The sequence below is a fragment of the Pelagibacterium halotolerans genome (genome assembly GCF_044811015.1).
Taxonomy (GTDB): Bacteria; Pseudomonadota; Alphaproteobacteria; order Rhizobiales; family Devosiaceae; genus Pelagibacterium; species Pelagibacterium halotolerans_A.
Genome location: NZ_CP085243.1, coordinates 1973414 through 1999391 on the forward strand (window position 1 = coordinate 1973414; position 25978 = coordinate 1999391).

The window sequence follows — 25978 nt, forward strand, 5'->3', positions numbered from 1 at the left end:
GCCTCTTGCGGACCATATTCGAAAGGAGTTTATGGGAGGCGCTTTTGGCGGAAAAAACCCCGACCCGGCGTGAGGAAAAGACGCCGCAGGCCGAAGAGCGTAGCGCGAAAAGCGAGATCGCCGATTTCGTCAAGCAAGTCGGCGCGATGACGGCTGAAAAGGGGGCATCGGGTCCGGACCGTGGCCGATTGCTCTTTGCGCTCGATGCGACGATGAGCCGCCAGCCGACATGGGACCTTGCCTGCCAACTTCAGGCGGAGATGTTCGAAACTGTCGCCAAGACCGGCGGGCTCGACGTCCAACTCATCTATTTCCGCGGGTTTGGCGAGTGCCGTTCATCCAAATGGGTGCGCGATGCCCGCGCGCTCGCGGACCTGATGACCGGCATCGACTGCCGGGGCGGACATACGCAGATTTCCAAGGTCCTTTCGCACGCGCGCAACGAGCACAAGAAGGAAAAGATCAACGCAGTCGTCTATGTGGGCGACGCGATGGAGGAAGATATCGACAAGCTCGCCCAGAAAGCGGGCGAGTTGGGGCTTTTGCACTGTCCCATCTTCCTGTTCCAGGAGGGCCATGACCGTACGGCGGAAACTGCCTTCCGCGAGTTCGCGCGGCTCACCAAGGGTGCCTATGCGCACTTCGATTCCTCCGCGCCGGACGAACTCGCCGCCCTCCTGCGGGCCGTCGCCGCCTATGCCAGCGGTGGGCGCGAGGCCTTGAAGCTCCAAAAAAGCGCCGGAGCACAAAAACTGCTCGAGCAATTGCGATGATATGGCTTGTCGCCGCCCTCGCGATCGCGCTTGGGCTTTTGTACCTTTATTCGCTCTACACCCAGAATCGCATGCGTGAGCTTGTGCGTGCCTTGCGCTGGGCGGTCGGGGGCGTCCTGCTTGCCATCGGCGCGCTCTTTGGCTTGCGGGGCAATGTTTTCGTGGCTGGCTTGCTGGGCGCGGCGGGCGTCGGCGTTTTGGCGCGTGGACGGTTGGGCCCGATCGATTTCGGCGCTGGCCGTGCGAGCCCGAACAACGCCTCAAGCGTGAAAAGCCGGTATTTCGCCATGCGGCTCGACCATGATACGGGCGCGGTCACCGGCGAGGTGCGCGAGGGGCTTTTTGGGGGCCGTGACCTCGCGGACCTCTCGGCAGAGGAATGCTGGGCGCTTTACGATGAAGTCGACGGCGATCCGGATTCCGTTGCGCTGTTCGAAAGCTGGCTCGATGCCAACCGCGCGGGGTGGCGGGAATATTTCGCCGAGCACTTCGGCATGGATAGCACGCGCGCGCAGGACGATGCCGAACCGCATTCGGGCAGCGGCCTGTCGGGCGTTGAGGAAGCCTATGAAATCCTGGGACTCTCTCCCGGCGCCACACCTGCGGAAATTCGTTCTGCACACCGGACGCTGATGAAAAAGGTCCATCCGGACGCCGGTGGCTCAGCCTTCCTCGCCGCCAGGATCAACGAGGCCAAAGACGTGCTTTTGAAACACGCGGACAAGAACGCGTAGGCTTGCGGCACAGGCTCAGCGCCAACCCACCTCGCTTTCCGGAGGGATTTCCCCAAGCTCGGTTGTATACCGGAGCATAGTTGATAGACTTGGCCATGTTAGAGCCCAACCGAAAACTCGGTGGCCGAGGACTGGCGAGGGATTTTTGTTCAGGAAAAGTGGGAAATCGGAGGCAATATCAGCCATATTGGCTTCGATTTCCCACTTTTCCTGAACAAACAAGACCCGCCAGGCCGACCCGTCCGAGTTTTCGGTTGGGCTCTTAGGCTGGCCTGCCCTGGGGAACGTAGGCCAATCCATGGAAAAGCGGAAAGTGGGGGGCTCATGTTCAGCCGATTCATCATCAACCCACCGGTCTTTTTCGGCGCTGTGATCATTATCGCTATTTTTCTTTTGATCGGCGTCGTCTTTCCCGGTCAGGCCGGAGATATATTTTCCGGGCTGCAGAGCAATATTCTCGACACCTTCGGCTGGCTCTATCTGCTTGCCGTCGGCATTTTTCTCGTCTCCGTGCTCCTTTTCACATTGGGGCGGTTCGGACGGCTGAAGCTGGGCCCCGATGATTCCGAGCCCGATTTTAAATTCCTCTCATGGATCGCGATGCTCTTTGCCGCCGGCATGGGGATCGGGCTGATGTTCTTCGCGGTCGGGGAACCGATGACCCACTACCTCGCTCCGCCCACCGCAGAGCCGGGAACTGTCGCGGCGACGCGTGAGGCCATGACGGTGACCTTCTTCCACTGGGGCATCCACGCCTGGGCCATCTATGCCGTCGTCGGGCTGTCCCTCGCCTATTTCGGCTATCGCTACAACTTGCCGCTCACCATCCGCTCCGGGCTCTATCCTCTACTCAAGGACAAGATCAATGGCCCCATCGGCCACGCGGTCGATATCTTCGCGATCGTGGGCACGATGTTCGGCATCGCAACCTCGCTTGGGCTGGGGGTTACCCAGATCAATGCCGGGCTCAACTACCTCATCGGCTTACCCATGGGCCCACTGGTTCAAATCCCGCTCATCGCGGTGATTACGCTGTTTGCGACGATCTCGGTGGTGACCGGGCTCGACAAGGGTATCCGCATCCTATCGGAGACCAATCTGGTCATCGCGGTTCTCTTGATGATCTTCGTCCTCTTCATGGGCCCTACGGCAGACCTCTTCCGTGATTTCGTCCAGAATATCGGGCTATACCTCGATACGCTGCTCCTGCGGACCTTCAACATCTACGCCTATGAACCCACACCCTGGGTTGACTCCTGGACGCTCTTTTACTGGGCTTGGTGGATTTCCTGGTCGCCCTTTGTCGGTATGTTCATCGCCCGGATTTCCCGTGGGCGGACTGTACGGGAATTCGTTATGGCGGTTCTGTTCATCCCCGCCGGGTTCACCTTCTTCTGGATGACCGTCTTCGGGAATACGGCGATCTTCGTCGATACCGGCGTCGCGGCGGGCGAATTGGGTGTGGCGGTCGCCAATGACGTCTCGGTGGGGCTCTTCCAGTTCTTCACCTATCTGCCGCTGACAGCCGTCACCTCTACACTCGCGATCCTTCTGGTGGCGATCTTCTTCATCACCTCCTCGGACTCCGGCTCGCTCGTGGTCGATACCATCGCGGCGGGCGGGGAAACTGAAACGACGACGGTGCAACGGGTCTTCTGGTGTTCGCTCGAAGGGATCGTCGCCGCCGTCCTGCTGCTCGCGGGCGGGCTTGGGGCGTTGCAATCGGCGACGATTGCGAGCGCGTTGCCGTTCACCTTCGTGATGCTGGCGCTCATCTGGGCGCTCTATGTGGGGATGAAAGCCGATCTCGCCCAGCTCGAGGCGCATGAGGCCGTGCCGCTCGCTGCACCGGCGCAGCCGGCCTCCGGGCTCACCTGGCAACGGCGGGTGGCGCTGATGCTCCACGCGCCAACCGAAGCGGAAATTACCGCCTTCATCGACAAGGAGGTCAAGCCCGCGCTCGAACAGGTCGCCAAGGAACTCACCGATGGTGGACGTCAGGCCTTCGTCGAGACAGAAGGAAACGGAGCCGTCGCGCTTAAGTCACCGGCCGAGGGCGTCCGCGATTTTGTCTACGGTGTCGTTCCGGCATCCCAGAAGCTCGCGGCGTTCACGGCGTTCGAAGCCTCGCGGCCGGGAACGCGGCACGAGGCGCATACTTATTTCTCCGGCGGCAGCCGTGGTTACGACGTCATGGGCATGACCCGCGATCAGCTCATCCACGATGTGCTGATTCAGTTCGAGCGCTACCTGCTGCTCACCCAGTCCCCGGCCTCCCAGCTCGTCTCGACAGCACCCGAGCATGAGGCCGAAGTCGCCAAGGAAACCACATAACGAAAAGGGCCCGGCGATGTGCCGGACCCTTTTTCCATCCAAAATCGGCTTACGCGAACACGCTCGCGCCGCGATCGGCTGCCCCTACGAGCTGCCGGAACCCGGCGAAAAGCTCGCGGCCCATGCCGTAATGCTCGTGCTCGAGATTTTCCGTCGCCGGCGTGCGCGCAAGGAAGGTGTGCTCGTCGCCCAGATAGGTGAGCGTGCCTTCATTGGCATCGAGCCGCAACATGTCACCGTCGCGGATTTTCGCGATCGGCCCGCCATCTGCGGCTTCGGGGGTCATATGGATCGCCGCGGGCACCTTGCCCGAGGCCCCCGACATACGCCCGTCAGTGACCAGCGCAACCTTGATCCCGCGATCCTGTAAAATCCCCAGCGTCGGCGTGAGTTTATGCAACTCGGGCATACCGACGGCCTTGGGGCCCTGGAAGCGGATGACCGCGATGAAATCCTCGGTCAGCTCCCCGGCCTTGAACGCGTCCTGCAAGCCCTGCTGGGTGTGAAATACCTTCGCCGGCGCTTCGACGACCCGGTTCTCGGGCTTGACGGCGGAAACCTTGATTACCGATTTGCCCAGATTGCCCGAAAGCAATTGCAGCCCGCCGGTCTTGGAGAACGGTTCGGACGCCGTGGTCAGAACCTTGGGGTTGCCGCTTTCGGCGGGCGCGGGCTCGAAGGTCAGCTCCTCGCCAATAAAGCGCGGTTCTTTGGTATAGGCCTCGAGCCCCTTGCCCCAGACGGTGGTCACGTCGTCGTGCAGATATCCCGCATCGAGCAGTTCGCGGATCAAAAAGCCCATGCCGCCGGCGGCGTGGAAATGGTTTACGTCCGCAAGCCCGTTGGGATAGACCCGCGCCAGAAGCGGAACGTGGTCCGAGAGCGCCGACATATCCTCCCAGGTGATCCTCAGCCCGGCGGCGTTCGCCATGGCGACGAGGTGCATGGTGTGATTGGTCGATCCGCCAGTCGCGAGCAGCCCCACCAGCCCATTGACGATCGCCTTTTCGTCGATGACGTGACCGGCGGGCGTGTATTCATTGCCCTGCGCGGTGATCGACAGCGCGCGCTTGGTCGCGGCCTTGGTCAGCGCATCGCGCAAAGGCGTGCCGGGATTGACAAAGCTCGCGCCGGGCAGGTGCAGACCCATGATCTCCATGAGCATCTGGTTGGAATTGGCCGTCCCGTAGAACGTGCAGGTTCCTGGCCCATGATAGGACTTGCTTTCGGCCTCCAGGAGCGCGTCGCGGCCGACTTTGCCCTCCATATAAAGCTGGCGCACATGCGCTTTTTCGTCGTTCGGGAGCCCCGTCGTCATCGGCCCGGCGGGGATGAACACAGCCGGCAGGTGCCCGAAGGTCAACGACGCGATGACGAGCCCCGGAACGATCTTGTCGCAAATCCCCAAAAACACCGCCGCATCGAACATGTTGTGCGAAAGCCCCACCGCCGCGGCCATCGCGATCACGTCGCGGGAAAAGAGCGACAGGTCCATCCCCGTCTGGCCCTGGGTCACCCCGTCGCACATGGCCGGAACGCCGCCGGCCACCTGCGCCACGGCGCCGATCTCGCGTGCGGCGGCCTTGATGATCCCCGGATAGGTCTCATAGGGCTGATGAGCCGAGAGCATGTCGTTATAGGCTGTGATGATCCCGAGATTGAGCGCCGTTTCGCCCGACAGCGCGGCCTTGTCCGTCGGCCCGCAGGCGGCGAACCCATGCGCGAGGTTGCCGCAGGAAAGCGTCGAGCGGTAGACGCCCTGCTTGCGCGCCTTGTCGAGCCGGTCAAGATAGTCGCGGCGTGAAAGCTCGGAGCGGGCCGCGATGCGGTCCGTCACATCCTTGATCGCCGATTTCACACTCATGTTCGGGCCTCCTTGGTGAGCGATATCCGGGCCCCAGGGCCTGTCATCGATTGTAGATAGGGGTTTGACGGGCCCTAAGGACACCAGAAAAGAGAAACGGGGACGACCGACTGCGAGAGCACGGCGCGCACCGGCATATCCTCGACCGGGCCGGTTTCGAGCGCCTTGTCGAAGACCTGCGCTTTCTCATCCCCCTCAATATGGAGATAGAGCGCGCGCGTTGCCAGAAGCCGGGGCAGGGTAAAGGTCACCCGCGCCTCGCCGGCTCCGGGTGCGCGGATGGCGATGGCCGGCCCCTCACCGGTCAGCGCATCGGAAAGCGTGTCTCCGCCGGGAAAGAACGACGCCGTGTGCCCGTCGGAACCCATGCCGAGGATGATCGCATCGAAGGGCGCCGGCAATTCCGCCAGCGCGGCATTGGTTCTCTCGATGCCCGCCGCATCGGGCTCTGCTCCGCCCGAATAAAGCGGAACGAAGGTTGCGGCCTTCGCCGGCCCCTGAAGCAGGTATTCCTTCACCAGCCGCGCGTTGGAACGGTCCGAGGTTTCGTCCACCCAGCGCTCGTCGACCAGGGTCACGACCACGTTCTCCCAGTCGACATCCTCGCGGCGCGAAAGCGCCTCGAAGAACCGCTTGGGGGTCGATCCGCCCGACACCGCCAGTGTTGCCTTGCCATGGGCGTCGATCCCGGCATTGAGGTTCTCGGCAATGGCGTCGGCGAGCGCCTCGGCGAGTTTCTCCTTCGTCGCAAAGACGTGGCGTTCGATGCTCATTGTCCGCTCCTCACTTGGTTTTGCCTGGGGGTTACTCCACGCCTTCATGCCAGGTGCGCCCATCGCGTTCGATGAGTGCCACCGAGCCGGTCGGGCCCCAGGTGCCCGCGGTATAGGACTGCGGCGCGTCCGTTGCATCATCCCAGGCTTCCCGGATCGGGTCGATCCAGCGCCAGGCCGCCTCGAGCTCGTCCCGGCGCATAAAAAGCGTCTGGTTGCCGCGGATGACGTCGAGCAGCAGCCGCTCATAGGCCTCGGGCGTCCTCTCGTGGAACGTCTCGGCGAACGAGAGGTTCAGCGGCACTTCGCGCAGGCGCATACCGCCGGGGCCGGGATCCTTGATCATCATCAGCATCTTGACCCCTTCGTCAGGCTGAAGCCGGATGATAAGCTTGTTTGGCCGAGGAGCACCCTCCGCATGGTCGAAGATCGAATGCGGAATCTGGCGGAACTGGATGACGATCTCGGAAACCCGCGTCGAAAGCCGCTTGCCGGTGCGCAGGTAGAACGGCACGCCAGCCCAGCGCCAGTTCTCGACTTCGGCTTTGATAGCCACGAAGGTCTCGGTTTTCGAACCCTTCTTGTCGTCGGGCAATTCCTCCTGGTACCCAGGCACCGAGTTGCCGTCGACCGCGCCGCCGCGATACTGGCCGCGCACGGTCATTTTCGCCACCGCATCGCCTGTGATCGGCTTTAGCGACCGGAGCACCTTGAGCTTTTCGTCGCGCAGCGCATTGGCGTCGTCCGATGCCGGCGGTTCCATGGCGACGAGGCACAAAAGCTGCATCAGATGGTTCTGCACCATATCGCGCAACGCACCGGATTCGTCGTAATAGCCGCGCGCGCCTGCGCCCACTTCCTCGGCCACGGTGATTTGCACGTGATCGATATGAGCGGCGTCCCAGATGGGCTCGAACAGGATGTTGCCGAACCGGAGCGCCAGAAGGTTCTGGACGGTTTCCTTCCCCAGATAATGGTCGATGCGGTAAACCTGATCCTCCGCGAAGACCTCCGAGATCGAATCGTTGATCTCCATCGAGGATTCGAGATCGTGCCCCAGCGGCTTTTCGAGCACCACGCGGGCGTCGCGGCGCCAGTACCCCTTCTGGTCGAGATAGTCGCAGATCGGCCCGAAAAGCGACGGGGCGACCGCCAGGTAAAAGGCACGTACGACCTCGGGTTCGGACCGGAGGCTGGCTTCAAGCTCGGCCCAGCCGTTCTTGTCGGTCACGTCGTTGGCGATATAGGAGAAACAGGAAATGAAGCGGTCGACGACCTTCTTGTCCTGGTATTCCTTCTCGACGAACTCGACGACGGCCTCGCGCGCGGTTTTCTGGAAATCGGCATCCGAAAGCGCCGTGCGCGACACGCCAATGATGCGCGAACGCTCGTCGAACTGGCCGTCGTAAAAGCGATGGAACAGGGCCGGGATCAGCTTGCGCCGGGTCAGATCCCCGGTGGCGCCGAAAACGACATAGTCAAAAGGCTGAACTGGGATGATACGGGACGACACGCAAGCCCTCCGTGTGCGTAAACGAAACTTAAGCGCCGAAGTTCTGGCGAGCCAGAATGACGGCACCGTGTAGGGGTTCGGCGCGGGGCAGGCTGACATAGTCGCCGTAGCGGATGCTCAGCAGAGGCATCAGCGCCTCACCGAAACCGCCCACGACAGCAAGTTTTTTTGCACCACACGCTTTGAAGTAAGCCACATAACGATCGATATAGCCAAGCTCGATCTCGATCATCTTCTCGGCGACCGGGTCGCCCTTTTCGAAATAATCCATGAGCATCGGCATCAATGCCCCGTAATCGGCGGGCTGGCGCTTGTCGAAGCTCCAGGCCATGACCGCGTCGAGCGTCGGACCGAGCGTATCGATCACCTTTTCAGTGAGGGGCGAACCTTCGACCAGCCCGTCCGTCGCCTCGACCGCATAGCGCACGAGTTCCCGGCCCAAAATCGCGCCGGACATCTGGTCGCCGACATGGAACCCCCAGCCGCCGACTTGGTAACGGTTGCCTTCGACCAGCGCGAGACCGGCCGAACCGGTCCCCACGATGATCACAGCACCATCTTCACCCTCGTGAGCGCCAGCGCGGGCGATATCGATGTCATCATAGACCCGGACCTTGGCGAACGGCCAGTCGCGGGCCTCGAAGGCATCGCGCGCGGTCGGCAGCCGGCCGCCGGCCATCCCGAAGCAAGCCACGGTCTGAGCGGTCTCGGCAAAATCGAGTCCGGCCTTTTCGAAGGCCTCCCGGGTACCGGCCATGATCGACTCGTAAGCGGGGTCGCCGCCCTCGAGTTGCAGATTGGAGCGCCCGTTGCGGGCTTCAGCGAGAGTCTTGAAATCGAGATCGGTCAGCCGTACGCGGCAATTGGTGCCGCCGCCGTCAACGCCGAGATAGTATTTGGTCAAAGTCGGACGCTCCGTTCTTTCGAGCACAGGGCCTAAGACAAAAGTCGTAGACGGTCAAATCGGAAATTGGCGATGACGCGGCCCGATGGGCGGGGCGAATATGGCATGATAAGGTTCAGATCCTAAATATATCATCCGGTTGGTGACCGCTGCGGAGGGTTTTTGCGTGAATGACCACATCCTGATTCTAGGGGGCGCCCGTTCGGGCAAAACCGCACTGGCCGAGGAAATTGCCACGCGTGCGGCCAAGAAACCGGCCTATCTGGCCACCGCGGAGACCCTCGACGATGAAATGGCCGAACGTGTAGCCGCACATCAGCGCATGCGTGAGGGGCGGTTCGACACCATTGAAGAGCCCATGGAGATCGCTGAAGCCATCTTCGCCGCCGCCCAGGAACATGACGTGATTCTGGTCGATTGCCTGACGCTCTGGATCACCAATCTTTTGAGCATGGAGCGTGACGTCGCCGAGGAGGTGGAAACCCTCGTTGATACACTCGATACGATTGAAGACACCAGGGTGATTATCGTTTCGAACGAAGTCGGTCTCGGCATCGTCCCCGACAACGCATTGGCCCGCACCTTCCGCGACCTCACCGGCTCCGCCCACCAACGCCTCGCGGAAATCTGCCACCACGTTTATTTGGTGGTTGCGGGGATTCCAGTGGTGGTGAAGGGCGATGCACCGTGGAAGGATGCGAATTAGAGGGCAATCCGCTCATATTGGATCGCTGCACATCCCATCCTTACCCCCCTACCCGTCATCACCCGATTTATTCGGGTGATCCAGCAGCGCGCTGTCCAGCGCGCGGGCGACTCTGCATCCGTTTGCGCTGGGCGCAGGGGCTGCTCTGGATCACCCGGACAACTTGTCCCCGCGCATGCGGGGAGCCGGATGACGACGGGGGAGGAGGAGGCCCAATGATTCAGTCAGGTCGAAAAATACTTTAGTTGGAAAATCCGGCCTCAAACCACCCAAACCACCACCGCACACGCCACTGTCGCTCCCAGCAGCACATCAAGTAGCCGCCGGTAGAGCGTGAGCGCCCTATCGATATCGTCTGCATCCAATTCCCGGCGGCCGTCCCCCATCGCCGGCAGATCGAGCACCTCACCCTTATAGGCCCGCGGACCACCCAACCCAAACCCCAGCGCGCCCGCCAGCGCAGCCTCCGGCCAGCCCGCATTGGGCGATGCGTGCCTGATCGAATCCCGCCGTGCCGTCCGCAGCGCTCCGCCCGGGACGGCACCCGGAATCCAGCGCGCGGCGAGCGCAATCAGCAGGGCTGTCAGGCGCGCCGGAATAAAGTTGGCGACATCGTCCAGCTTCGCCGCCGCCCAGCCGAAGGCGCGGTAACGGTCGGATGTGTGCCCGATCATGGAATCGGCGGTATTGATCGCCTTATAGACGGCAATCCCTGGCAGTCCGAACAGCACGAGATAAAAGAGGGGCGCCACCACCCCGTCCGATGCGTTTTCAGCAAGCGTTTCAATCGCCGCGCGGGAAATTTCGGCCTCATCGAGCCCAGCCGTATCGCGCCCCACGATATGGGAAACCGCCTCACGCGCAGCTTCGATTGGCCCCTCCCGCAATGCCGCCGCGACCCGCGCAACGGCTTCCCCAAGACTCTTCTGCGCCAGAAACGAAGACGCAACAGCCGCCTCGAACACCCACCCACCCGGCAACGCCGAGAAAAGTCGTGCCACGGGCTGGGTCACGACCAGCACCAGCGCCAGAAACGCCCCGAGGCACACCGCGCCGACGAGCCGTCCGGTTTCGAACGATGTCTCATCGGGCTTGTTGAACGTCTCGTCGCCCTTGCCGATCACCCAGCCCATCCAGACCACGGGATGGCTCAAAATCCGGTAGACCCGATCCGGATACCCCCAGACCCGTTCGATGATCAGTGCGAGGACGGCAGCCCATACACTCATGACGCCACCGGCCGTGCGAGCGCGAAAAGCGCATCGAGATCGAGATGGGCTTCGAGATGGTCCGCGAGCGCATCGAGCGTCGTATCCACCCCCGCGTCATAATCGAGCAGCGGATCCGCCGCGATCCCGAGCCGGGCGAGGAAATCGCGCCGAAAATCGTCAGCGGCGAAAAGTCCGTGCAGATATGTGCCCATGACGCGCCCGTCGGCACTGCGCGCGCCTTCCGGTACGCCCGCCACGAACCCGAACGGTCTTTGCGTATCGTCGCCGCGCGTCACACCCATATGCATATGATAGCCCGAAAGCGGCAGCCCGGACACGGCATCGCGCGCAGCCTCGACCCGTAATTGCTTGTGGGGGTCGATAACGGTCTCGACATCGAGATGCCCGAGCCCCGCACTTTCGCCCCGCGCGCCCTCGATCCCCGCTGGATCGGCCACGGTGCGCCCGAGCATTTGATACCCGCCGCATATTCCCAGCACGTGCCCACCGGCCCGGATATGCGCAGCGATATCGACATCCCACCCGTGGGCCCGTACGAAGTCCAGATCAGCCCGCGTCGCCTTAGAGCCGGGAATGACGACGAGCTTCGCCGCCCGCGGGATCGCCTCTCCTGGCGTCACCAACACCACCCGCACCCCTGGCTCCGCCCGTAGCGGGTCGAGATCGTCGAAATTGGCGATCCGCCCCAGCCGGAGCACCGCGATCACCGTCTCGCCCCCCGCCTGCTGCGGCGCATCGAGCGCCAGCACGTCCTCAGCGGGCAGCCGTCCCGCATCGGAGAAATGGGGCACGGGCCCCAGGCACGGCACGCCGGTCTTCTCGGCAATCAGCCGCCTGCCATCATCAAAGAGCGATGGATCGCCATGAAACTTATTGATAAGCGTCGCCGCGAGCAGCGCCCTATCCTCGGGATCAACCACCGCAAATGTCCCCACGACCGACGCAATCACCCCGCCCCGGTGGATATCCCCCACCAGCACCACGGGCACGCCCGCCGCTCGCGCAAAGCCGAAATTGGCGAGGTCGTTCTCGCGCAGATTGATCTCCGACGCGCTCCCCGCGCCCTCCACAAGCACGAAGTCGTTCTCCGCCGCCAATTCGGAAAACGCCGCGAGCACATCCGGCATCAAGTGTTCGCGAAACGCGAAATACTCCCGCGCGCTCATCGACGCGACACGCCGCCCCCGCACCACGATTTGCGATCCCGTCTCCCGTTCGGGCTTCAGGAGCACCGGGTTCATCGCCGTCACCGGGGCCTTTCGCGCCGCGCGCGCCTGCAGCGCCTGCGCCCGCCCGATCTCCCCGCCATCGGCGGTGACGGCAGCGTTATTCGACATGTTCTGCGGCTTGAACGGCGCAACACGAAACCCGCGATTGGCGAGCGCCCGGCACAGCCCCGCAACGATCAGCGACTTGCCGACATCGGATCCGGTCCCCATCACCATCAGCGCGCGGGCGGTCATGAGGCAGCCGCCCCCGAAATCACATGCGCGTAGGACCCCATAACGCGCCCATCCCGCGCGCCCATCGCTCCCAGCGACTCACCCGCCGCATCCGTCGCCTCGAACAGCGGTGGCAAATTGGCGGGCGCGGCGCTCGAATAGTGGAACTCATGCCCGGTGAGCCGCGCAGGCCAGGGCAGTGGCGAGTCATGTGTCAAAACCCGATACCCGAGCACCCGCCGGGGCTTGTCGATCCGCGACGTCACCGGCAAAAGCCCAGCCATCCTGTGCGTCACGCCCTCCCTGTCGACCAGCATATCCCCAAGCACCATGAACCCACCGCACTCGCCGTAAATCAGCGCCCCGCGATCCCGCGCCGCCGCGAGCCCGGCCCGAAACCCCTCCGCTTCCGCCAACGCCGCGCCGTGCAGTTCGGGATACCCGCCGGGCAAAAACACCGCATCGGCATCCCCCGCCGGCGCCTCGTCCTCAAGCGGCGAAAAGAACGAGAGCTGCGCGCCCGCCGCGTGCCAGCCACTCAGCATATGCGGATAAACAAAGGCAAACGCCGCATCGCGCGCGACCGCGATATGCTGCCCCAGGGGTGGCAGATCGGACAGCGGCGGAGCGGGCGCCACCTCGCGCACGATGGCCAGTAGCAGATCGGCATTGATATGCGTCTCCATCACTGCCCCGGCGCGCGCCACAAAGCCGTCCACACCATCGACATCGCCCGGCAGCACCAGCCCCAGATGCCGCGCCGGCAGTTCGAGATCGCCCCGTTTGGGTATGGCCCCCAGGCAGGCAATACCGGTCTCCCGCAACGCCCCGCGTAGCATGGCCTCGTGCTTCTCGGAGGCCACGCGGTTGAGGATCGCTCCGGCAACCTCCACATCCGTGCGCCACGTCGCAAACCCGTGCAAGAGCGCCGCCACTGATTGCGCCTGGCTCTGGCAATCGACCACCAGCACCACCGGCAGATCCAGCGCCGCGGCAAGATCCGCCGTCGATCCTCCCCCACTCACCGCGCCGTCGAACAGCCCCATCACGCCCTCGATCAGGACGAGGTCATGGTCCTCCCCATGCCGGGCCGCCAGGTCCCGCGCCCGGTCCCCACCCATCGCCCAGACGTCGAGATTGACCGCGGGCGAACCCGCCGCGCGTGCCAGAAACGCCGGATCGATATAATCCGGCCCCGCCTTCGCTGGCGCCACCTTGAGCCCCCGCCGCGTGAGCATCCGCGCAAGCCCGAGTGTCACTGCCGTCTTGCCCGAGCCCGAGCGCGGCGCGGCGATGACCAGCCCTTTAGCCAAGAGCGTTCTCCCGCAGCCCACCGGTGTACCAATCGAGCGCCGCGCGATACCGCGAGACCGGCCCGAGCACGACCACTGCTGGCGTGGAAATGTCCCGCGACGCCACCAGCGCTCCGGCCTCCCCCAGCGTCGTCTCGGTCACCGTCTGCTCCGCCGTCGCCGCGTTCGAAACGACCGCCACCCGGTCGTCCGCCGCCCGCCCCGCAGCAATCAACTTGTCCGCGATCGAGCCCAGATGCTTGAGTGCCATATACATCACGATCACCGGCGCCGCCGTCGCGACCGCGCCCCAATCCACCGCCTGGGGCACGCCTCCTGTGTTGTCGTGGCCGGTCAAGAAAATCACCGCCTGATTGGTGTCCCGGTGCGTCACAGGAATCCCCGCATAGGCGAGCCCGCCCACTCCGGCAGTGATCCCCGGCACGATCCGGAACGGAACCCCGGCCTTGGCGAGTGTCTCGCTTTCCTCCCCGCCGCGCCCGAACATCATGGGGTCGCCGCCCTTAAGCCGCAGCACCTTGCGCCCCGCCCTGGCCTTTTCGATAAGCGTCAGGGAAATGTCCGCCTGTTTCGCCGAAGGCTTCCCCCCGCGTTTGCCTGCATAGATCGTCTCGGCCTTCGGGTTCGCCATCTCAAGCAGGCCCTTGCCCACGAGCGCGTCATAGACGATCACATCCGCCTCCCCGAGCGCATAATAGCCCAAGAGCGAAATCAGCCCCGGCGCGCCGGGCCCCGCGCCGACGAGCCAGACCGAGCCGGACGCGAATTCGGGAAACCCCGCCGCATCGAGCCGCGCGAAATGCCCCTTATGTGTCGCACGGCGTTTGAACCAGCCCAGCACGCGCGTCTCCTTGGATGGAATCTCTTCTCGGGCTCATATAGAACCCAGCCATGACTCAGAGCAACGATCCGGCGAAGACAAAGCGCATCCTCATCCTCGGCGGCACCGCCGAGGCACGCGCGCTCGCGAATGCGCTCACGGCGCGCGGCGAGGATGTCACAACCTCGCTCGCCGGGCGCACCTCGTCGCCGGCGCTGCCCAAGGGCAAGATCCGCTCCGGGGGTTTCGGCGGCGCGGACGGCCTCGCGCGCTATATGCGGGATGCCGCCATCACCCACATGATCGACGCCACCCATCCCTTCGCCGCCCGCATCTCGGCCAACGCCGTTGCCGCCGCGCAGGCAGCGCGCATCCCCCTCCTGCGTCTCGAGCGCCCCGCATGGACGGCGCCTGAGGGTGCCGATTGGATCGCCGTGCCCGATATGGCCGCCGCAGCGGCTTCTCTTCCCGAGGGCGCCCGCGCCTTCCTCACCATCGGCAGGCAGGACCTTGCCGCCTTCCATGACGTCCGGGACGGCACCATCGTCGCCCGAGTTATCGAGCCACCCGAAGCCGTCCCGTCCGGCTGGACCATTATCGCAGAACGCGGCCCCTTCACGCTCGCGAACGAACGCGCTGTGCTCAAAGCCCACGCGATCACCCATCTCGTCACAAAGAATTCCGGCGGCCCGCACATGGCGGCCAAGCTCGACGCGGCGCGGGAATTGGGCGTTGCAGTCGTTATGATCGCCCGCCCAGTGCTTCCGGACGCGGAGACTGTAGCGACGGTCGAAGCGGCGTTCGATTGGGTTTCCACCGTCTCGCCCTCACGCGTAGTGTAAGCGCAGCGCGAACCGGCCGACTTTTAAATCGGGCTCTCAAACACCCTTGCCGAACTGTCTCGGATCGACCGGCATATCCGCCCGCCCCACGGCACAGGTCACGTGCTCGGACTTCCGCTTGGGGACCAGCAGCGCCCCGGCCTTGAGCGCCACCGCCTCACACACACCCGGCACGCCAATCGCCTCTTCCACCGCGTCGGAAGGCGAATGCAGCCGTGCCTTCTCGCGCCCAATCTCGCGTTTGGTAAAAACCCGCAACGGCACATCGAAATGCAGCGCGGCGGCCCTGAGCGCTTCGGCATCGCCATGGCTCTCGATGGTTGCGAACGCCGCAAGCGCGTGGGGCGACAATCCCTCGGAGCCCAGCACCTGTTCGATGAGCTCGATCACCTCGGCGCTTTCGGCGCGCGACGTGCACCCGAGTCCAACGACCAGCGTCTTGGGATGCACCAGCAGCCCCGGCCCCGCCGCCGCCCGTTCGGTCACCCGCAGCAAAAGGCTCCCTTCCGGATCGACAGGGTACCCCGCCAGCGAAAGCCAACCCGACGGCCCTTCGACATTGAGCTTTTCGCCCTTCAAAAGCGCCGCCATCAGCGGACGCACCGCTTCGGGATTGCCCACGGCATAACCCGGCGGCGGATCGTCGAGCGAGAAATCGTAAAGCGTATCGGAAAACGAGGTCACCGCTGCCGTCCCCCTGAACCCCTCAGCGACCCAGCGCGCCAGCGCATTGGCGCCCCGGTGACTGCCCAGAAGCGGCACGGCGATCTTGCCGTCGGCGGAAACCGCGAGCACGGGCGGCTCGGAGACCTTGTCTCCCAGATCGGTCCCCAGAAGCCGGATCAGGATGCCCGCCGCGCAGACCCCGACAATCGGCGCCCGCTCGGCATAGGCCTTCTTCACCAGCGGGGCAGCATCGTCACGCCCCGTCCCGCACAGATGCACAGGCGAGCCGAGCAATTGGGCGATATGGCGGGCAATCCGGTCGCCCTTGGGACCTATGGAAAAAACGAGCGGGGTCTTCACGCGGCAAACGTTCTAACTTGAGTGAGGCACACAGGTTTGCCCGCTTAGCACGAAGGGCGCGGGGCGACAATCGTGCGGTTTTCCGGCTACGTCCTAGCCAACCCGCTTGACGCTATCGCGCGGCACGAGGTGCACCGGCAATTCCACCACCGGATGGGAATCGATATTGCGCCTCTCGATAATATCGAGCAGCAGGCTCATCGCCTGACGGCCCATCTCTTCCTTGGGTTGATGGATCGTGGTGAGGGCAGGCACATAGGTTTCCGCGAGAATGATATCGTCGAAACCGATAACCGATGCCGCGTCGGGCACATGCAGCCCGTATTTCGAAAGCTGCGAGATGAACCCCATCGCCGCTTCGTCATTACCGACGAAGATCGCGGTGGGTCTGTCCTTGAGCGAAAGCCAGCTTTGCGCCGCCGCGCGTCCACCGATCGAGGAGAACCCGCCCTCGAAGAAATATTCCTTGCGTAGCGGGATGCCCGCTTCGGTCAGCGCGCGCTTGAGCCCGTTGGCGCGGGCGCGGCGCACGGGGGTACGATGCGGCCCATAGGCATGGGCGATCTTTCTGTGCCCCATCTCGATCAGGTGACGTCCGGCGAGATAGCCGGCGCGCTCATTGTCGATCAGCACATTGGGAATCTTGAGGTAGCCGCGTTCTTCGGAAAGCCCCACGATGGGTGGCGTGCCTGAATAGATCTTGGTCAGAAGATCGAGATCGCTTTCGGCGATCTCGTACCCCGACAGGATAATGACGCCATCGACCTTGGCGGTGCGCAGATGCGCGAAAATAACGTCATGGGTGCCGCCCGGGGTGGGGTTCGTGATCGTGATCGAATAATTCGACGCCTCGGCGCGGCGCTGGATGCCGCGAAAGAGCTCCGAATAATAGATGTTGCCAATATCGTGGGCGACCACGAGCACCGAATTGGAGCGCTGCTTTTTGAAGTTCTTGGCCGTCTCGCTCTGGACGTAATGCAACGCCTCGATCGCGGCCTCGACCTTGCGCCGCGTTTTTTCGGTTACCGATTCGGGGGAATTGATGGCGCGTGAAACCGTCGCCGTCGAAACGCCGGCCTGCCGCGCGACGTCGCCGATCGAAGCCCTTTTCACCCTGATCCTCGCTCCCAAACCGGTCAGTAAACATGCAATTTAGGATAAAGCGGAGGAAAACGGAACCAGTAACGCGCGTCACTGGAATTGAGGGGTTGCCAGCCACCCTCCCACCGTCATCACCCTCCCATACCCCCACCGCCGTCATCACCCGGCTTGTTCGGGTGATCCAGCGGCGCGCCGTCCGGCGCGCGGAAGACTCTTCACAACGCCGCGCTTGGCGCAGACGCTGCTCTGGAGAGCCCGGATAAGCCGGGTGATGACGGCGGAGAGGGCTGGCAACCCTTCAATTTCAGTGACACGGGACACCAGGAGAGAGACCGTCAGACCGGCTCGTCCGACTCGAAGGGCCGCGCAAGCGAATTTCCGGCTGGACTTTGCGCGCGGAGCCTATAGCCGGACTGTTCCTGGAAGGTCTTCCATCTCTTGATCAGAACCGCGCGGCGTCCCGGATATCTGTCCGGCATCCCTTCGAGGGCCTGCACCCGGTCAGTTCTGAAATGGCGGTAGTCCTGCCGTGTTTCACACCAGGAGACGATGATGCGCACCTCGTCCATATAGGCCATGAACAGCGGCCAAATGATCCGTTTGGACGATTGCGCGTTCTTGTCCTCATAAACGATCGACAGCTTTCGCCGCTCTCGAATTGCGCGGCGCAGTTCACCACCGTCGAAGCGTTCCGGGATTTTGGGCCTGAACGAAACAGGCCGTAGGCCGGCATCGAGAATGAGGGGCCGCAACTCGGCAGGAATTGCGTCAGATAACTTGGCAACGAGATCCCTCGCACCCCGGGCAAGAGATATGTCTCCATGCGCGGCGACCCAGGCGGCTCCGAGAGCGGCCGCCTCCAATTCATCCGCGGTCAGCATGAGCGGCGGCATGTCGTAGCCGTCTTCCAGTACGTATCCCGTCCCGGCTTCGCCTTTCACGGGCACCCGCTGTGCCGTGAGTTCGGCCATATCGCGGTATAGCGTTCGCAAAGAGACCTCGAGTTCGTCGGCAAGGTCACGTCCCGTTACGGGCCGCCGGCGCGATCTCAGGATTTGTATGATCTGGAACAGACGATCCGTACGGCGCAATTTCTTCTCCCGCTGACAGACTGCTGCCATAACGGTGTCAGCATGGCAACGCTATCGGAGGACAAATGCCCAAGGTCAGGAGAAAATCATGACAAGGACCGGCGGATGCGCCTGCGGAGCAATCCGATTTGAAGTTACCGAGCCTTTCATCGGCATCGGAAGTTGCCACTGCACCGATTGCCAGAAGGCATCGGGCGGCGGGCCGAACTACGTGGCCCTGACCCCGAGGAACGCCCTCGACGTTGTGGCGGGAGAGGTGAAGCTCTTCCATCGGAAGGGCGACAGTGGAGCGGTCGTCGCACGCGCGTTCTGCGGCGAATGCGGTACGCCCTTGTGGAGTATCCCTGCCCACGAACCGTTCATCCCCATCAAGCTCGGGGCGCTCGATGACACGGCGGATTTGATGCCACAGATGCAGATCTACGTCGATTCCGCGCCGAGCTGGCACGCAATCGACGAAAGTCTGCCGGCATTTCCGAAAATGCCGCCGCAAGCGCCGTAGAAAGGGCAGTGGCAAATAGGGCTTTATCCTCCCTTGCGCCCGCCACAATCGCGGGGCAATTTCCGGCATCATGAGTCGCTTTTTCGCCTTGGCTGGTTTCGCTGCCCTTTGTGCCCTGCCCGCGTTTGCCGCGGACTGGGGGCGCTATACCAATCCGCGTTTTGGCGCGGGCGTCGATATTCCTCCCGGCTATTCAGCCGAGGGGCCGGCCGATGTCGATGGCGACGGCAGGCTCTTCCGTGCCGAAAATGGCCGCGCGCATATTCTCGTCTGGGGCGGCCCGGTTGCCGGCGGCGATTTTTCAAATGAAATGCGCGAGCGCATTGCGCATGACGAAGCCGAGGGCTGGGCCATCACCTACCGATCGGAGACGCCCGACTGGGCGGCCTGGGGTGGCGCACGGGGCGGGCATATCTTCTATGCCAAATCGATTGCGACCTGCGACGGGCAACAGACCGCCAATGTGCGGCTGACCTACCCCGCGATAGATGTCCCGGACTTCGATTCCATCGCCAACCGGCTGGGCCGATCGCTGGCGCAGGACGGTAGCTGCTACTGATCGCCGGGCGTTTCTGCGCGCCGGGGGAGTTATCTCCCCTGACCGCATTGCCTTTAAGATTTAAAGGAAAAGGGCCTTCCGGTTTGGAAGGCCCCTTTGTGTATGCTCAGGAGGACAGGCACGTGGCGAGGTTGGAAGCCAGGTCGCGCATCAGTTCGGGGTAGAGGCCCGGCCCGTCGGTGAGATCCGCGCCCAGCGGATCGAGCACGCCAACCTTCGCGCCGGTTGCTTCGGCGATGGTTTCGACCACGGCGGGCGAAAATTGCGGTTCGGTAAAGACGCAGGTCGCGCCGGTCTCGTTCAGCGTCTCTTCGATCTCCGCGAGCCGTCCCGCGCCGGGCGCGATCTCCGGGTTGACCGTGAAGCTGCCCGTCGCCTCGATGCCGAAGCGCGCGCCGAAATAGTGGTAGGCATCATGAAAGACGAAGTAGGGCGTGCCCCTGAACGGTGCCAGGGTCGCGGAAATCTCGTCTTCGAGAGCGGAAAGCTCCTGGGAGAGCGCAAGTCCGTTCGTATTGTAGGTTTCCGCGTTTTCCGGATCGACGGCGATCAGCGCATCAGCAATCGCGGCGACCATCAGGCGAGCATTCTGCGGGTCGAGCCAGATGTGCGCGTCAACACCGCCATGCTCATCATGCTCGTCATGGGCATGCTCCTCGTGGTCGTGCCCGTCCTCGTCATGGCCGTGCTCGTCCCCGGCGTCATCGTGATGGTCATCGTGGTCATCGTTGCCGTCGTGATGATCATCGATTGTTTCATTGTCGTGATCGTGATCATGACCTTCAAAAAGCCCGCCCTCGCGGGTTTCAAGAACTGTAAGTCCTTCAATTTCCATCATTTCCACCGCAGTTGCATCGCCTGCAAGCGTTTCGAGCGGCCCCGGCAGGAACGCTTCGAGCCCTTCGCCCACCCAGAAGACCAGATCGGCATCCTCAAGCTCTGCGGCGTCGGATGGCTTGAGGGAAAACCCATGAGGGCTTGCCGCGCCGTCGACCAGCAGCGCCGGTTCGCCCACCCCCTCCATGACGGCGGCGACAAGCGAATGGATCGGCTTGACCGAGGCAACGACGTTAGGCGCGGCGACAGCAGGGCTCGTCACAAGAGCGATAAAGGCAGGGGTAATAAGGGGGGCGGCGCGCTTGAACATGGGGAATCCTTGCACAATAATGTTATGACATAACGTTTGATAACGTAACTCTATAACGCTATGTATTGAGTGACGCAACCACCCAGTTGACACTTTATCGGCCGAGGCTTTGCAACCGGTGCACGGGATAAAAGAGATTTCATCACAATTGGTTAGGCTCGATAATGTCGGCGTCCGCCGCGACGGTCGATGGCTTGTGCGCGGCGTCGGTCTCTCGTTGGCGCGCGGTGAAATCGTCACGCTGATCGGTCCGAACGGGTCGGGCAAGTCGACCACGGTCAAGACCGCGCTCGGCATCATAGCGCCCGATGAAGGCAGCGTATGGAAAGCACCTGGGCTCAAGGTCGGCTATGTGCCCCAGAAGATTGCGCTCGACCGCTCATTGCCAATGACAGTCAACCGTCTGATGCAATTGACGCAACGCCAACCGGCCAAGGCGATCGCGGATGTGCTCGCGCGTGTCGGTATCTCCCATCTCGGCGAGGCGGCCGTGCAAGCACTCTCGGGTGGGGAATTCCAGCGTGCGCTGATTGCGCGGGCATTGATCGGTAAACCTGACCTTCTCGTTCTCGACGAGCCGGTACAAGGCGTTGATTTTTCAGGGGAAGTAGCACTTTACGACCTCATCGGCCAAATCCGAGACGAGACCGGCTGCGGCGTTCTCCTGATCTCGCACGATCTGCACGTGGTGATGGCGCGCACCGATACGGTTATCTGCCTCAACGGCCACGTCTGCTGCTCGGGCACGCCCGACGCGGTAGCCGCGAGCGGGGAATATGCCGCACTTTTCGGCCCGCGCGCGGCCGAAACGCTGGCCGTTTACCGGCACCACCACGACCACACACACCTGCCCGATGGGACGGTACGCGACGCGGCCGGCCATCTGCATTTCGACCATCATCACCACAGCCCGCACTGCGATCACGACCACACCGATGCCACGGAGACGCGCGACCATGCTTGAGAGTTTTTTCACCCGCGCACTCATTGCCGGTGTCGGACTTGCCGCCGTCACCGGGCCGTTGGGCAGTTTCATCGTCTGGCGGCGCATGGCCTATTTCGGGGATACCATGGCGCATTCTGCCATTCTCGGTGTTGCGCTGGCACTGTTTTTCTCGATTTCACCGGTGGCCGGCGTCTTCGTAATCGCGATCGTCGTGGCGCTGATTCTCGCGTTTCTGCAGCGGCGCGGCACGCTTTCCGCGGACTCGCTCCTTGGGCTTTTAAGCCACTCCGCGCTTGCTTTAGGGCTCGTCATGGTCTCGCTCATGCCCCATGTCCGGGTCGACCTCATGGGGCTCCTGTTCGGCGACATACTGGCGGTATCGGTTGCCGACCTTGCGATCATTTATGGCGGCGGCATTGCGGTTCTCGGCGTTCTCGCGTGGCTCTGGCGCCCCCTGCTCGCGGGCACGGTCAGTCCGGAAATCGCGCAGGCGGAAGGTTTGAACCCCGAGCGCAACACGCTGATTTTTACCGTGCTTCTGGCAGGATTGATCGCGATTGCGATGAAAATCCTCGGGGTCCTTCTGATCACGGCGATGATGATCATCCCCGCGACGGCTGCACGGAGGCTGGCGCGCACACCCGAAGCCATGGCACTATACGCCGTCCTCGGCGGAATCGCGGCGGTGCTCGCCGGATTGTGGGCGTCGTTCCATTTCGATACCCCATCCGGACCGACCATCGTCGTCGCGGCGCTCGGGGTTTTCGCAGTGACTTCGATGATACCGCTCGATTGGCGCAACAAGGAACTCAAGTCGTGACTCAGGAACTGACCCGCAATCAGGCACTGGTACTCGGCCAGCTCGAAAAGGCCGACGCGCCGATGAGCGCCTATGCCATTCTCGACGAGTTGCGCGATGACGGACTGCGGGCGCCTCTGCAGATCTATCGCGCGCTCGACAAGCTCCTCGACATGGGCCTTGCCCATCGGCTCGAAAGCCTCAATGCCTTCGTCGCCTGCGCGCATCCCCATTGCCACAGCTCGGGGCTCATCGCCTTCGCCATCTGCGAAAAATGTGGTCAGGTCTCGGAGTTTTCCGACGACGTGGTGCGTGACCGGCTCGCCCAATGGGCGGACCGCGAGGGCTTCGTTACCAGCCGCACCACCATGGAAATCCGTGGCGCGTGCAAGGCCTGTGCCGCTCAAGCGGCCTGACGCGCCACCGCATCCCAACCAGCAGGACGCCCGCGCGCGATTTCCTCTACCGCGCGCCATTTTGTCCTGCAAGGCTTGGCCAATGGTATTTTATTGGTATTATAGCGCGCAAGACCACAATGAGCCGGCCATCCCCACTGGAGACACGTAATGGAGGATACGATAGGCGACATCTTCCGGCGCAGCGCCGGCGGCGGCCCGCTCTATCTGCGCCTGCGCCGCGCCATTGCGGAAACCGTTGATGCCGGCCTTGCCGCGCCCGGACAGGCGCTGCCATCGGAACGTGAACTGGCCGCGAGCCTCGGCGTTTCCCGGGTCACCGTGCGCAAGGCGGTCGAAGATCTCGTGCGCGAGGGCGTGCTCGTCCAGCGTCACGGCTCAGGGACCTTCGTCGCCCCGAAGGTGACCCATGTCGAGCAATCGCTTTCGAGCCTCACTTCGTTCACCGAGGATATGGCACGGCGCGGGCTGGAGCTGCGCTCGACCTGGCTCGACCGGGGCCTTTACCCACCTTCGCCGGAAGAAACCGTCGTGCTGGGACTTTCCAATGACGAACGTGTCGCGCGCATCGCGCGGCTGCGCATCGCCGACGGCACGCCGCTGGCGGTCGAGCGTGCATCGCTTTCCGCCTCGATCCTGCCCGATCCGTCGATTGTCACATCGTCGCTCTATGCGGTGCTCGATGCGTCGGGGAACCGCCCCGTGCGCGCCATCCAGCGCATCGCCGCAATGAATCTCGGCGCGTCCGACGCCAGAATGCTGGAGACGGCGCCCGGCGCAGCGGCGCTCAGGATCGAACGCACGTCCTACCTCGCCTCGGGGCGGATCGTGGAGTTCACCCGCTCGATCTATCGCGGCGACGCCTACGATTTCGTCGCCGAACTGAGATTACAAAATTTGTGACCCACGGAGGCAATCCTTGTCCGAACACATGACCCATATGAAGCGCGAGATCACGGAAATCCCTGCTGTGACCGCCCGGCTGCTCGAGACTGGAGCGGACGCTTTCAAAGCCGCCGCCGGCGCGCTTGACTCTGCCGATCCACGGCTCGTCGCGACCATCGCGCGCGGGTCGTCCGATCACGCAGCGAGCTATCTCAAATATGCGTGCGAGCTGACAGCGGGCATCCCTGTCGCCTCCATCGGCCCTTCAATTGCCTCGATCTACGGTGTGGACCTCATACTCGAACGCGCCGGCGCCATTGGTATTTCGCAGTCGGGCAAGAGCCCGGACATCGTCGCGATGCTTGAAAGTGCAAAACGCAGCGGCGCGGTCGCCATCGCGATCACCAACACGCCCGCCTCGCCCTTGGCCGATACCGCCGATCATGTCATCGATATTTGCGCGGGCGAGGAAAAATCCGTCGCCGCGACCAAGACGTTCGTGACCTCCGCTGTGGCAGGGCTCGCGATTCTCGCGCAGTGGAAAAAGGATACGGCGCTGCTCAACGCCCTCGCCGCATTGCCCAGGGCGCTCGAAGCTGCGCTTGCGTGCGACTGGTCGGACCTTGTTGCTGCGCTCGAGGGCTCCAACTCGCTCTATGTCGTTGGCCGTGGACCTGGGGCGGCCATTGCCGCCGAAGCGGCGCTCAAATTCAAGGAAACCTCGGGGCTGCACGCGGAAGCCTATTCGGCCGCCGAGGTGCTGCACGGTCCCGCGGCCATCGTCCAGAAAGGGTTCCCTGTGCTGGCGCTATGCGCCAACGACAAAGCCCGAGCATCGATCCTCGAAACCTGCGGCAAACTTGCCGGCCAGGGCGGACAGGTGTTCGTTACCGATGATGCGCCGGATGCCGGAACCGCGCTTCCGGTTGCACGCACGCGCCATCCGCTGACGGACCCGATCGCGCTCGTCGTGAGCTTCTACGGCTTCATCGAAGCGCTGGCGCGTCATCGGGGCTTCAACCCCGATACACCCCCGCATCTGCGCAAGGTCACATCCACGCTATGAGTACCGGCAACATTCTTTCTGGCGCCGCGATCTTCGACGGCGAAAGCTGGCATCAAGGCCGCGCGCTCGTGCTGCGGGACGGAACCGTGGATCAGATCGCCTCCGACGAGGACGATTTCGGCAACTTCCTCCGAACCGAATTCGACGGCGGCATGATCGTCCCCGGGTTCGTCGACCTGCAGGTCAATGGCGGGGGAGGCGTGCTCTTTAACGAGCACACCGACGCCGACGACATCGCAACGCTCTGCGCGGCCCACTTCCCCTTCGGCACCACCGCACTTCTGCCCACGCTCATCACCGATACGCCCGAGGTAACGCAGAAGGCGCTGGAGGCTGGTATGGTAGCCCAGAAGCAGGGTGTTCCGGGCTTCGCCGGGTTGCATATGGAAGGCCCGCACCTTTCGGTTGCGCGCAAAGGTGCACATAACCCCGATTTCATTCGCCCCATGGCGCCTGAGGACGTTGCACGGCTGATCGCCGCCAAAGCAGGCCTCTCGACGCTCCTGACCACAGTCGCTGTGGAATCCGTCACGCCCGAACAAGTCATGGCGCTAGCCGAATCCGGGATTGTTGTCAGCATTGGCCACAGCGATGCGCGCCGCGACGATGCCCTTGCGCTTTTTTCCGCCGGCGCAACGATGGTGACGCATTTGTTCAACGCCATGAGCCAGTTAGGCAACCGCGAGCCCGGCCTCGTCGGCGCGGCGCTCATATCCGGCGTCTGGGCGGGACTCATCGCCGACGGCATCCATGTCGACGCTGCAAGTATCGGTATCGCGCTACGCGCCAAGGCCGGGCCGGGCCGCATCTTCCTCGTCACCGATGCGATGTCGACCATAGGAACCGATCTGGGTAGCTTCACCTTGAACGGGCGCGAGATCGTCCGCGCCAACGGCGCATTACGGCTCGCGGACGGCACGCTGGCAGGCGCGGATCTCACCATGATCGATGCGGTACGCTACTTGCATAAAATGTTGGATTTACCACTCGACGAGGTATTCAGAATGGCATCGCTCTATCCCGCCCAGGCTATCGGACGGCAGGGCGAAATAGGGCACTTGAAAGCCGGTGCCCGAGCGAACCTCATACATCTTACTGAGGATCTCGATATCACCGGCGTCTGGATCGATGGAGACAGGGTGGTCGGCTAGAGCTCTTCCTGTTTTGATAGAACCAATCTAGGAGCTCTA

General features: G+C 63.2%; 25 protein-coding genes. 13 read left to right on the forward strand and 12 right to left on the reverse strand.

Going from position 1 to position 25978, the window contains the following annotated elements; all coding sequences use genetic code 11:
* Positions 1–44 precede the first annotated feature (44 nt).
* The 3 genes from LG281_RS09675 (at position 45) to LG281_RS09685 (ending at position 3841) form a co-directional block, all read left to right on the forward strand.
* Positions 45–773 (forward strand): class I SAM-dependent methyltransferase, encoded by a 729-nt coding sequence (locus tag LG281_RS09675; RefSeq protein ID WP_404400104.1) that lies wholly within the window; start codon positions 45–47, stop codon positions 771–773.
* Positions 770–1507, forward strand: a complete 738-nt coding sequence (locus tag LG281_RS09680) for a DnaJ domain-containing protein (RefSeq protein ID WP_404400106.1) — start codon at positions 770–772, stop codon at positions 1505–1507. The genes LG281_RS09675 and LG281_RS09680 overlap by 4 nt, the downstream gene beginning before the upstream one ends.
* A 324-nt stretch (positions 1508–1831) precedes the next feature.
* Complete coding sequence (locus LG281_RS09685) at positions 1832–3841, forward strand: BCCT family transporter (protein ID WP_404400108.1); 2010 nt, start codon at positions 1832–1834, stop codon at positions 3839–3841.
* 49 nt (positions 3842–3890) lie between these two features.
* Here the strand turns inward: LG281_RS09685 and edd are convergent, their stop codons facing one another.
* The 4 genes from edd to LG281_RS09705 form a co-directional block, all read right to left on the reverse strand.
* Positions 3891–5705, reverse strand: a complete 1815-nt coding sequence (edd, locus tag LG281_RS09690; RefSeq protein WP_404400110.1) for a phosphogluconate dehydratase — start codon at positions 5703–5705, stop codon at positions 3891–3893.
* A gap of 74 nt (positions 5706–5779) precedes the next feature.
* A complete protein-coding gene (pgl, locus tag LG281_RS09695; protein WP_404400112.1) occupies positions 5780–6478 on the reverse strand; it encodes a 6-phosphogluconolactonase in 699 nt (232 codons plus the stop codon).
* A 31-nt stretch (positions 6479–6509) separates the two neighbouring features.
* On the reverse strand, positions 6510–7991 hold the full coding sequence (gene zwf, locus LG281_RS09700) for a glucose-6-phosphate dehydrogenase (RefSeq protein ID WP_404400114.1): 1482 nt from the start codon (positions 7989–7991) through the stop codon (positions 6510–6512).
* A gap of 28 nt (positions 7992–8019) precedes the next feature.
* Complete coding sequence (locus LG281_RS09705) at positions 8020–8895, reverse strand: BadF/BadG/BcrA/BcrD ATPase family protein (protein WP_404400117.1); 876 nt, start codon at positions 8893–8895, stop codon at positions 8020–8022.
* Between the two features lie 166 nt (positions 8896–9061).
* Here LG281_RS09705 and cobU point away from each other — a divergent pair, with 166 nt between their 5' ends.
* Positions 9062–9601: a bifunctional adenosylcobinamide kinase/adenosylcobinamide-phosphate guanylyltransferase gene (gene cobU, locus LG281_RS09710; protein WP_404400119.1), complete on the forward strand. Its 540-nt coding sequence runs from the start codon at positions 9062–9064 to the stop codon at positions 9599–9601.
* A 260-nt stretch (positions 9602–9861) separates the two neighbouring features.
* On the opposite strand, the gene cbiB is transcribed toward cobU, so the two are convergent.
* Genes cbiB through cobA form a run of 4 tightly spaced genes read right to left on the reverse strand, consistent with a single transcriptional unit; the run spans position 9862 to position 14429 of the window.
* Positions 9862–10830, reverse strand: coding sequence for an adenosylcobinamide-phosphate synthase CbiB (cbiB, locus tag LG281_RS09715; protein ID WP_404400121.1), 969 nt, complete (start codon positions 10828–10830; stop codon positions 9862–9864).
* Positions 10827–12296 (reverse strand): cobyric acid synthase, encoded by a 1470-nt coding sequence (locus LG281_RS09720; protein WP_404400123.1) that lies wholly within the window; start codon positions 12294–12296, stop codon positions 10827–10829. Before LG281_RS09720 ends, cbiB begins: the two co-directional genes overlap by 4 nt.
* Positions 12293–13588: a cobyrinate a,c-diamide synthase gene (locus LG281_RS09725; protein WP_404400126.1), complete on the reverse strand. Its 1296-nt coding sequence runs from the start codon at positions 13586–13588 to the stop codon at positions 12293–12295. Before LG281_RS09725 ends, LG281_RS09720 begins: the two co-directional genes overlap by 4 nt.
* Entirely contained in the window at positions 13581–14429 is an 849-nt protein-coding gene (gene cobA, locus LG281_RS09730) for a uroporphyrinogen-III C-methyltransferase (RefSeq protein ID WP_404400128.1), read from the reverse strand. The genes LG281_RS09725 and cobA overlap by 8 nt, the downstream gene beginning before the upstream one ends.
* Positions 14430–14479: 50 nt before the next feature.
* On the opposite strand from cobA, the gene LG281_RS09735 reads away from it, so the two are divergent.
* On the forward strand, positions 14480–15250 hold the full coding sequence (locus LG281_RS09735) for a cobalt-precorrin-6A reductase (RefSeq protein WP_404400130.1): 771 nt from the start codon (positions 14480–14482) through the stop codon (positions 15248–15250).
* Positions 15251–15286: 36 nt separating this feature from the next.
* On the opposite strand, the gene LG281_RS09740 is transcribed toward LG281_RS09735, so the two are convergent.
* The 3 genes from LG281_RS09740 to LG281_RS09750 all read right to left on the reverse strand — a co-directional run bounded on the left by LG281_RS09740 (position 15287) and on the right by LG281_RS09750 (position 18468).
* A complete protein-coding gene (locus LG281_RS09740; RefSeq protein WP_404400132.1) occupies positions 15287–16276 on the reverse strand; it encodes a cobalamin biosynthesis protein in 990 nt (329 codons plus the stop codon).
* A gap of 93 nt (positions 16277–16369) precedes the next feature.
* Entirely contained in the window at positions 16370–17389 is a 1020-nt protein-coding gene (locus LG281_RS09745; protein ID WP_404400134.1) for a LacI family DNA-binding transcriptional regulator, read from the reverse strand.
* Between the two features lie 323 nt (positions 17390–17712).
* Positions 17713–18468, reverse strand: a complete 756-nt coding sequence (locus tag LG281_RS09750; protein WP_404400136.1) for a helix-turn-helix transcriptional regulator — start codon at positions 18466–18468, stop codon at positions 17713–17715.
* Positions 18469–18556: 88 nt separating this feature from the next.
* On the opposite strand from LG281_RS09750, the gene LG281_RS09755 reads away from it, so the two are divergent.
* A complete protein-coding gene (locus LG281_RS09755; protein WP_404400138.1) occupies positions 18557–18970 on the forward strand; it encodes a GFA family protein in 414 nt (137 codons plus the stop codon).
* Positions 18971–19040: 70 nt separating this feature from the next.
* Positions 19041–19529: a hypothetical protein gene (locus LG281_RS09760; RefSeq protein WP_404400140.1), complete on the forward strand. Its 489-nt coding sequence runs from the start codon at positions 19041–19043 to the stop codon at positions 19527–19529.
* Between the two features lie 106 nt (positions 19530–19635).
* On the opposite strand, the gene znuA is transcribed toward LG281_RS09760, so the two are convergent.
* Complete coding sequence (gene znuA, locus LG281_RS09765) at positions 19636–20676, reverse strand: zinc ABC transporter substrate-binding protein ZnuA (protein ID WP_404400142.1); 1041 nt, start codon at positions 20674–20676, stop codon at positions 19636–19638.
* Between the two features lie 148 nt (positions 20677–20824).
* Between znuA and znuC the strand changes: the two genes are divergently transcribed.
* The 6 genes from znuC to nagA all read left to right on the forward strand — a co-directional run bounded on the left by znuC (position 20825) and on the right by nagA (position 25939).
* Entirely contained in the window at positions 20825–21640 is an 816-nt protein-coding gene (gene znuC / locus LG281_RS09770; RefSeq protein WP_404400144.1) for a zinc ABC transporter ATP-binding protein ZnuC, read from the forward strand.
* Positions 21633–22442, forward strand: coding sequence for a metal ABC transporter permease (locus LG281_RS09775; protein ID WP_404400146.1), 810 nt, complete (start codon positions 21633–21635; stop codon positions 22440–22442). Before znuC ends, LG281_RS09775 begins: the two co-directional genes overlap by 8 nt.
* Positions 22439–22837 (forward strand): Fur family transcriptional regulator, encoded by a 399-nt coding sequence (locus LG281_RS09780; protein WP_404400148.1) that lies wholly within the window; start codon positions 22439–22441, stop codon positions 22835–22837. The genes LG281_RS09775 and LG281_RS09780 overlap by 4 nt, the downstream gene beginning before the upstream one ends.
* A gap of 150 nt (positions 22838–22987) precedes the next feature.
* Positions 22988–23740: a GntR family transcriptional regulator gene (locus LG281_RS09785; protein WP_404400150.1), complete on the forward strand. Its 753-nt coding sequence runs from the start codon at positions 22988–22990 to the stop codon at positions 23738–23740.
* Between the two features lie 16 nt (positions 23741–23756).
* A complete protein-coding gene (locus tag LG281_RS09790) occupies positions 23757–24788 on the forward strand; it encodes an SIS domain-containing protein (RefSeq protein WP_404400152.1) in 1032 nt (343 codons plus the stop codon).
* Entirely contained in the window at positions 24785–25939 is a 1155-nt protein-coding gene (nagA, locus tag LG281_RS09795) for an N-acetylglucosamine-6-phosphate deacetylase (protein WP_404400154.1), read from the forward strand. Before LG281_RS09790 ends, nagA begins: the two co-directional genes overlap by 4 nt.
* Positions 25940–25978: the final 39 nt, after the last annotated feature.

Bases quoted from the DNA above. Each gene is read 5' to 3' on its own strand.
- LG281_RS09680 (WP_404400106.1), top strand. From the start codon at position 770: ATGATATGGCTTGTCGCCGCCCTCGCGATCGCGCTTGGGCTTTTGTAC.
- LG281_RS09720 (WP_404400123.1), bottom strand. From the start codon at position 12,296: ATGACCGCCCGCGCGCTGATGGTGATGGGGACCGGATCCGATGTCGGC.
- cbiB (WP_404400121.1), bottom strand. From the start codon at position 10,830: ATGAGTGTATGGGCTGCCGTCCTCGCACTGATCATCGAACGGGTCTGG.
- LG281_RS09755 (WP_404400138.1), top strand. From the start codon at position 18,557: ATGACAAGGACCGGCGGATGCGCCTGCGGAGCAATCCGATTTGAAGTT.
- nagA (WP_404400154.1), top strand. From the start codon at position 24,785: ATGAGTACCGGCAACATTCTTTCTGGCGCCGCGATCTTCGACGGCGAA.
- pgl (WP_404400112.1), bottom strand. From the start codon at position 6,478: ATGAGCATCGAACGCCACGTCTTTGCGACGAAGGAGAAACTCGCCGAG.
- LG281_RS09760 (WP_404400140.1), top strand. From the start codon at position 19,041: ATGAGTCGCTTTTTCGCCTTGGCTGGTTTCGCTGCCCTTTGTGCCCTG.
- LG281_RS09775 (WP_404400146.1), top strand. From the start codon at position 21,633: ATGCTTGAGAGTTTTTTCACCCGCGCACTCATTGCCGGTGTCGGACTT.
- LG281_RS09735 (WP_404400130.1), top strand. From the start codon at position 14,480: ATGACTCAGAGCAACGATCCGGCGAAGACAAAGCGCATCCTCATCCTC.
- LG281_RS09685 (WP_404400108.1), top strand. From the start codon at position 1,832: ATGTTCAGCCGATTCATCATCAACCCACCGGTCTTTTTCGGCGCTGTG.
- znuA (WP_404400142.1), bottom strand. From the start codon at position 20,676: ATGTTCAAGCGCGCCGCCCCCCTTATTACCCCTGCCTTTATCGCTCTT.
- edd (WP_404400110.1), bottom strand. From the start codon at position 5,705: ATGAGTGTGAAATCGGCGATCAAGGATGTGACGGACCGCATCGCGGCC.
- LG281_RS09785 (WP_404400150.1), top strand. From the start codon at position 22,988: ATGGAGGATACGATAGGCGACATCTTCCGGCGCAGCGCCGGCGGCGGC.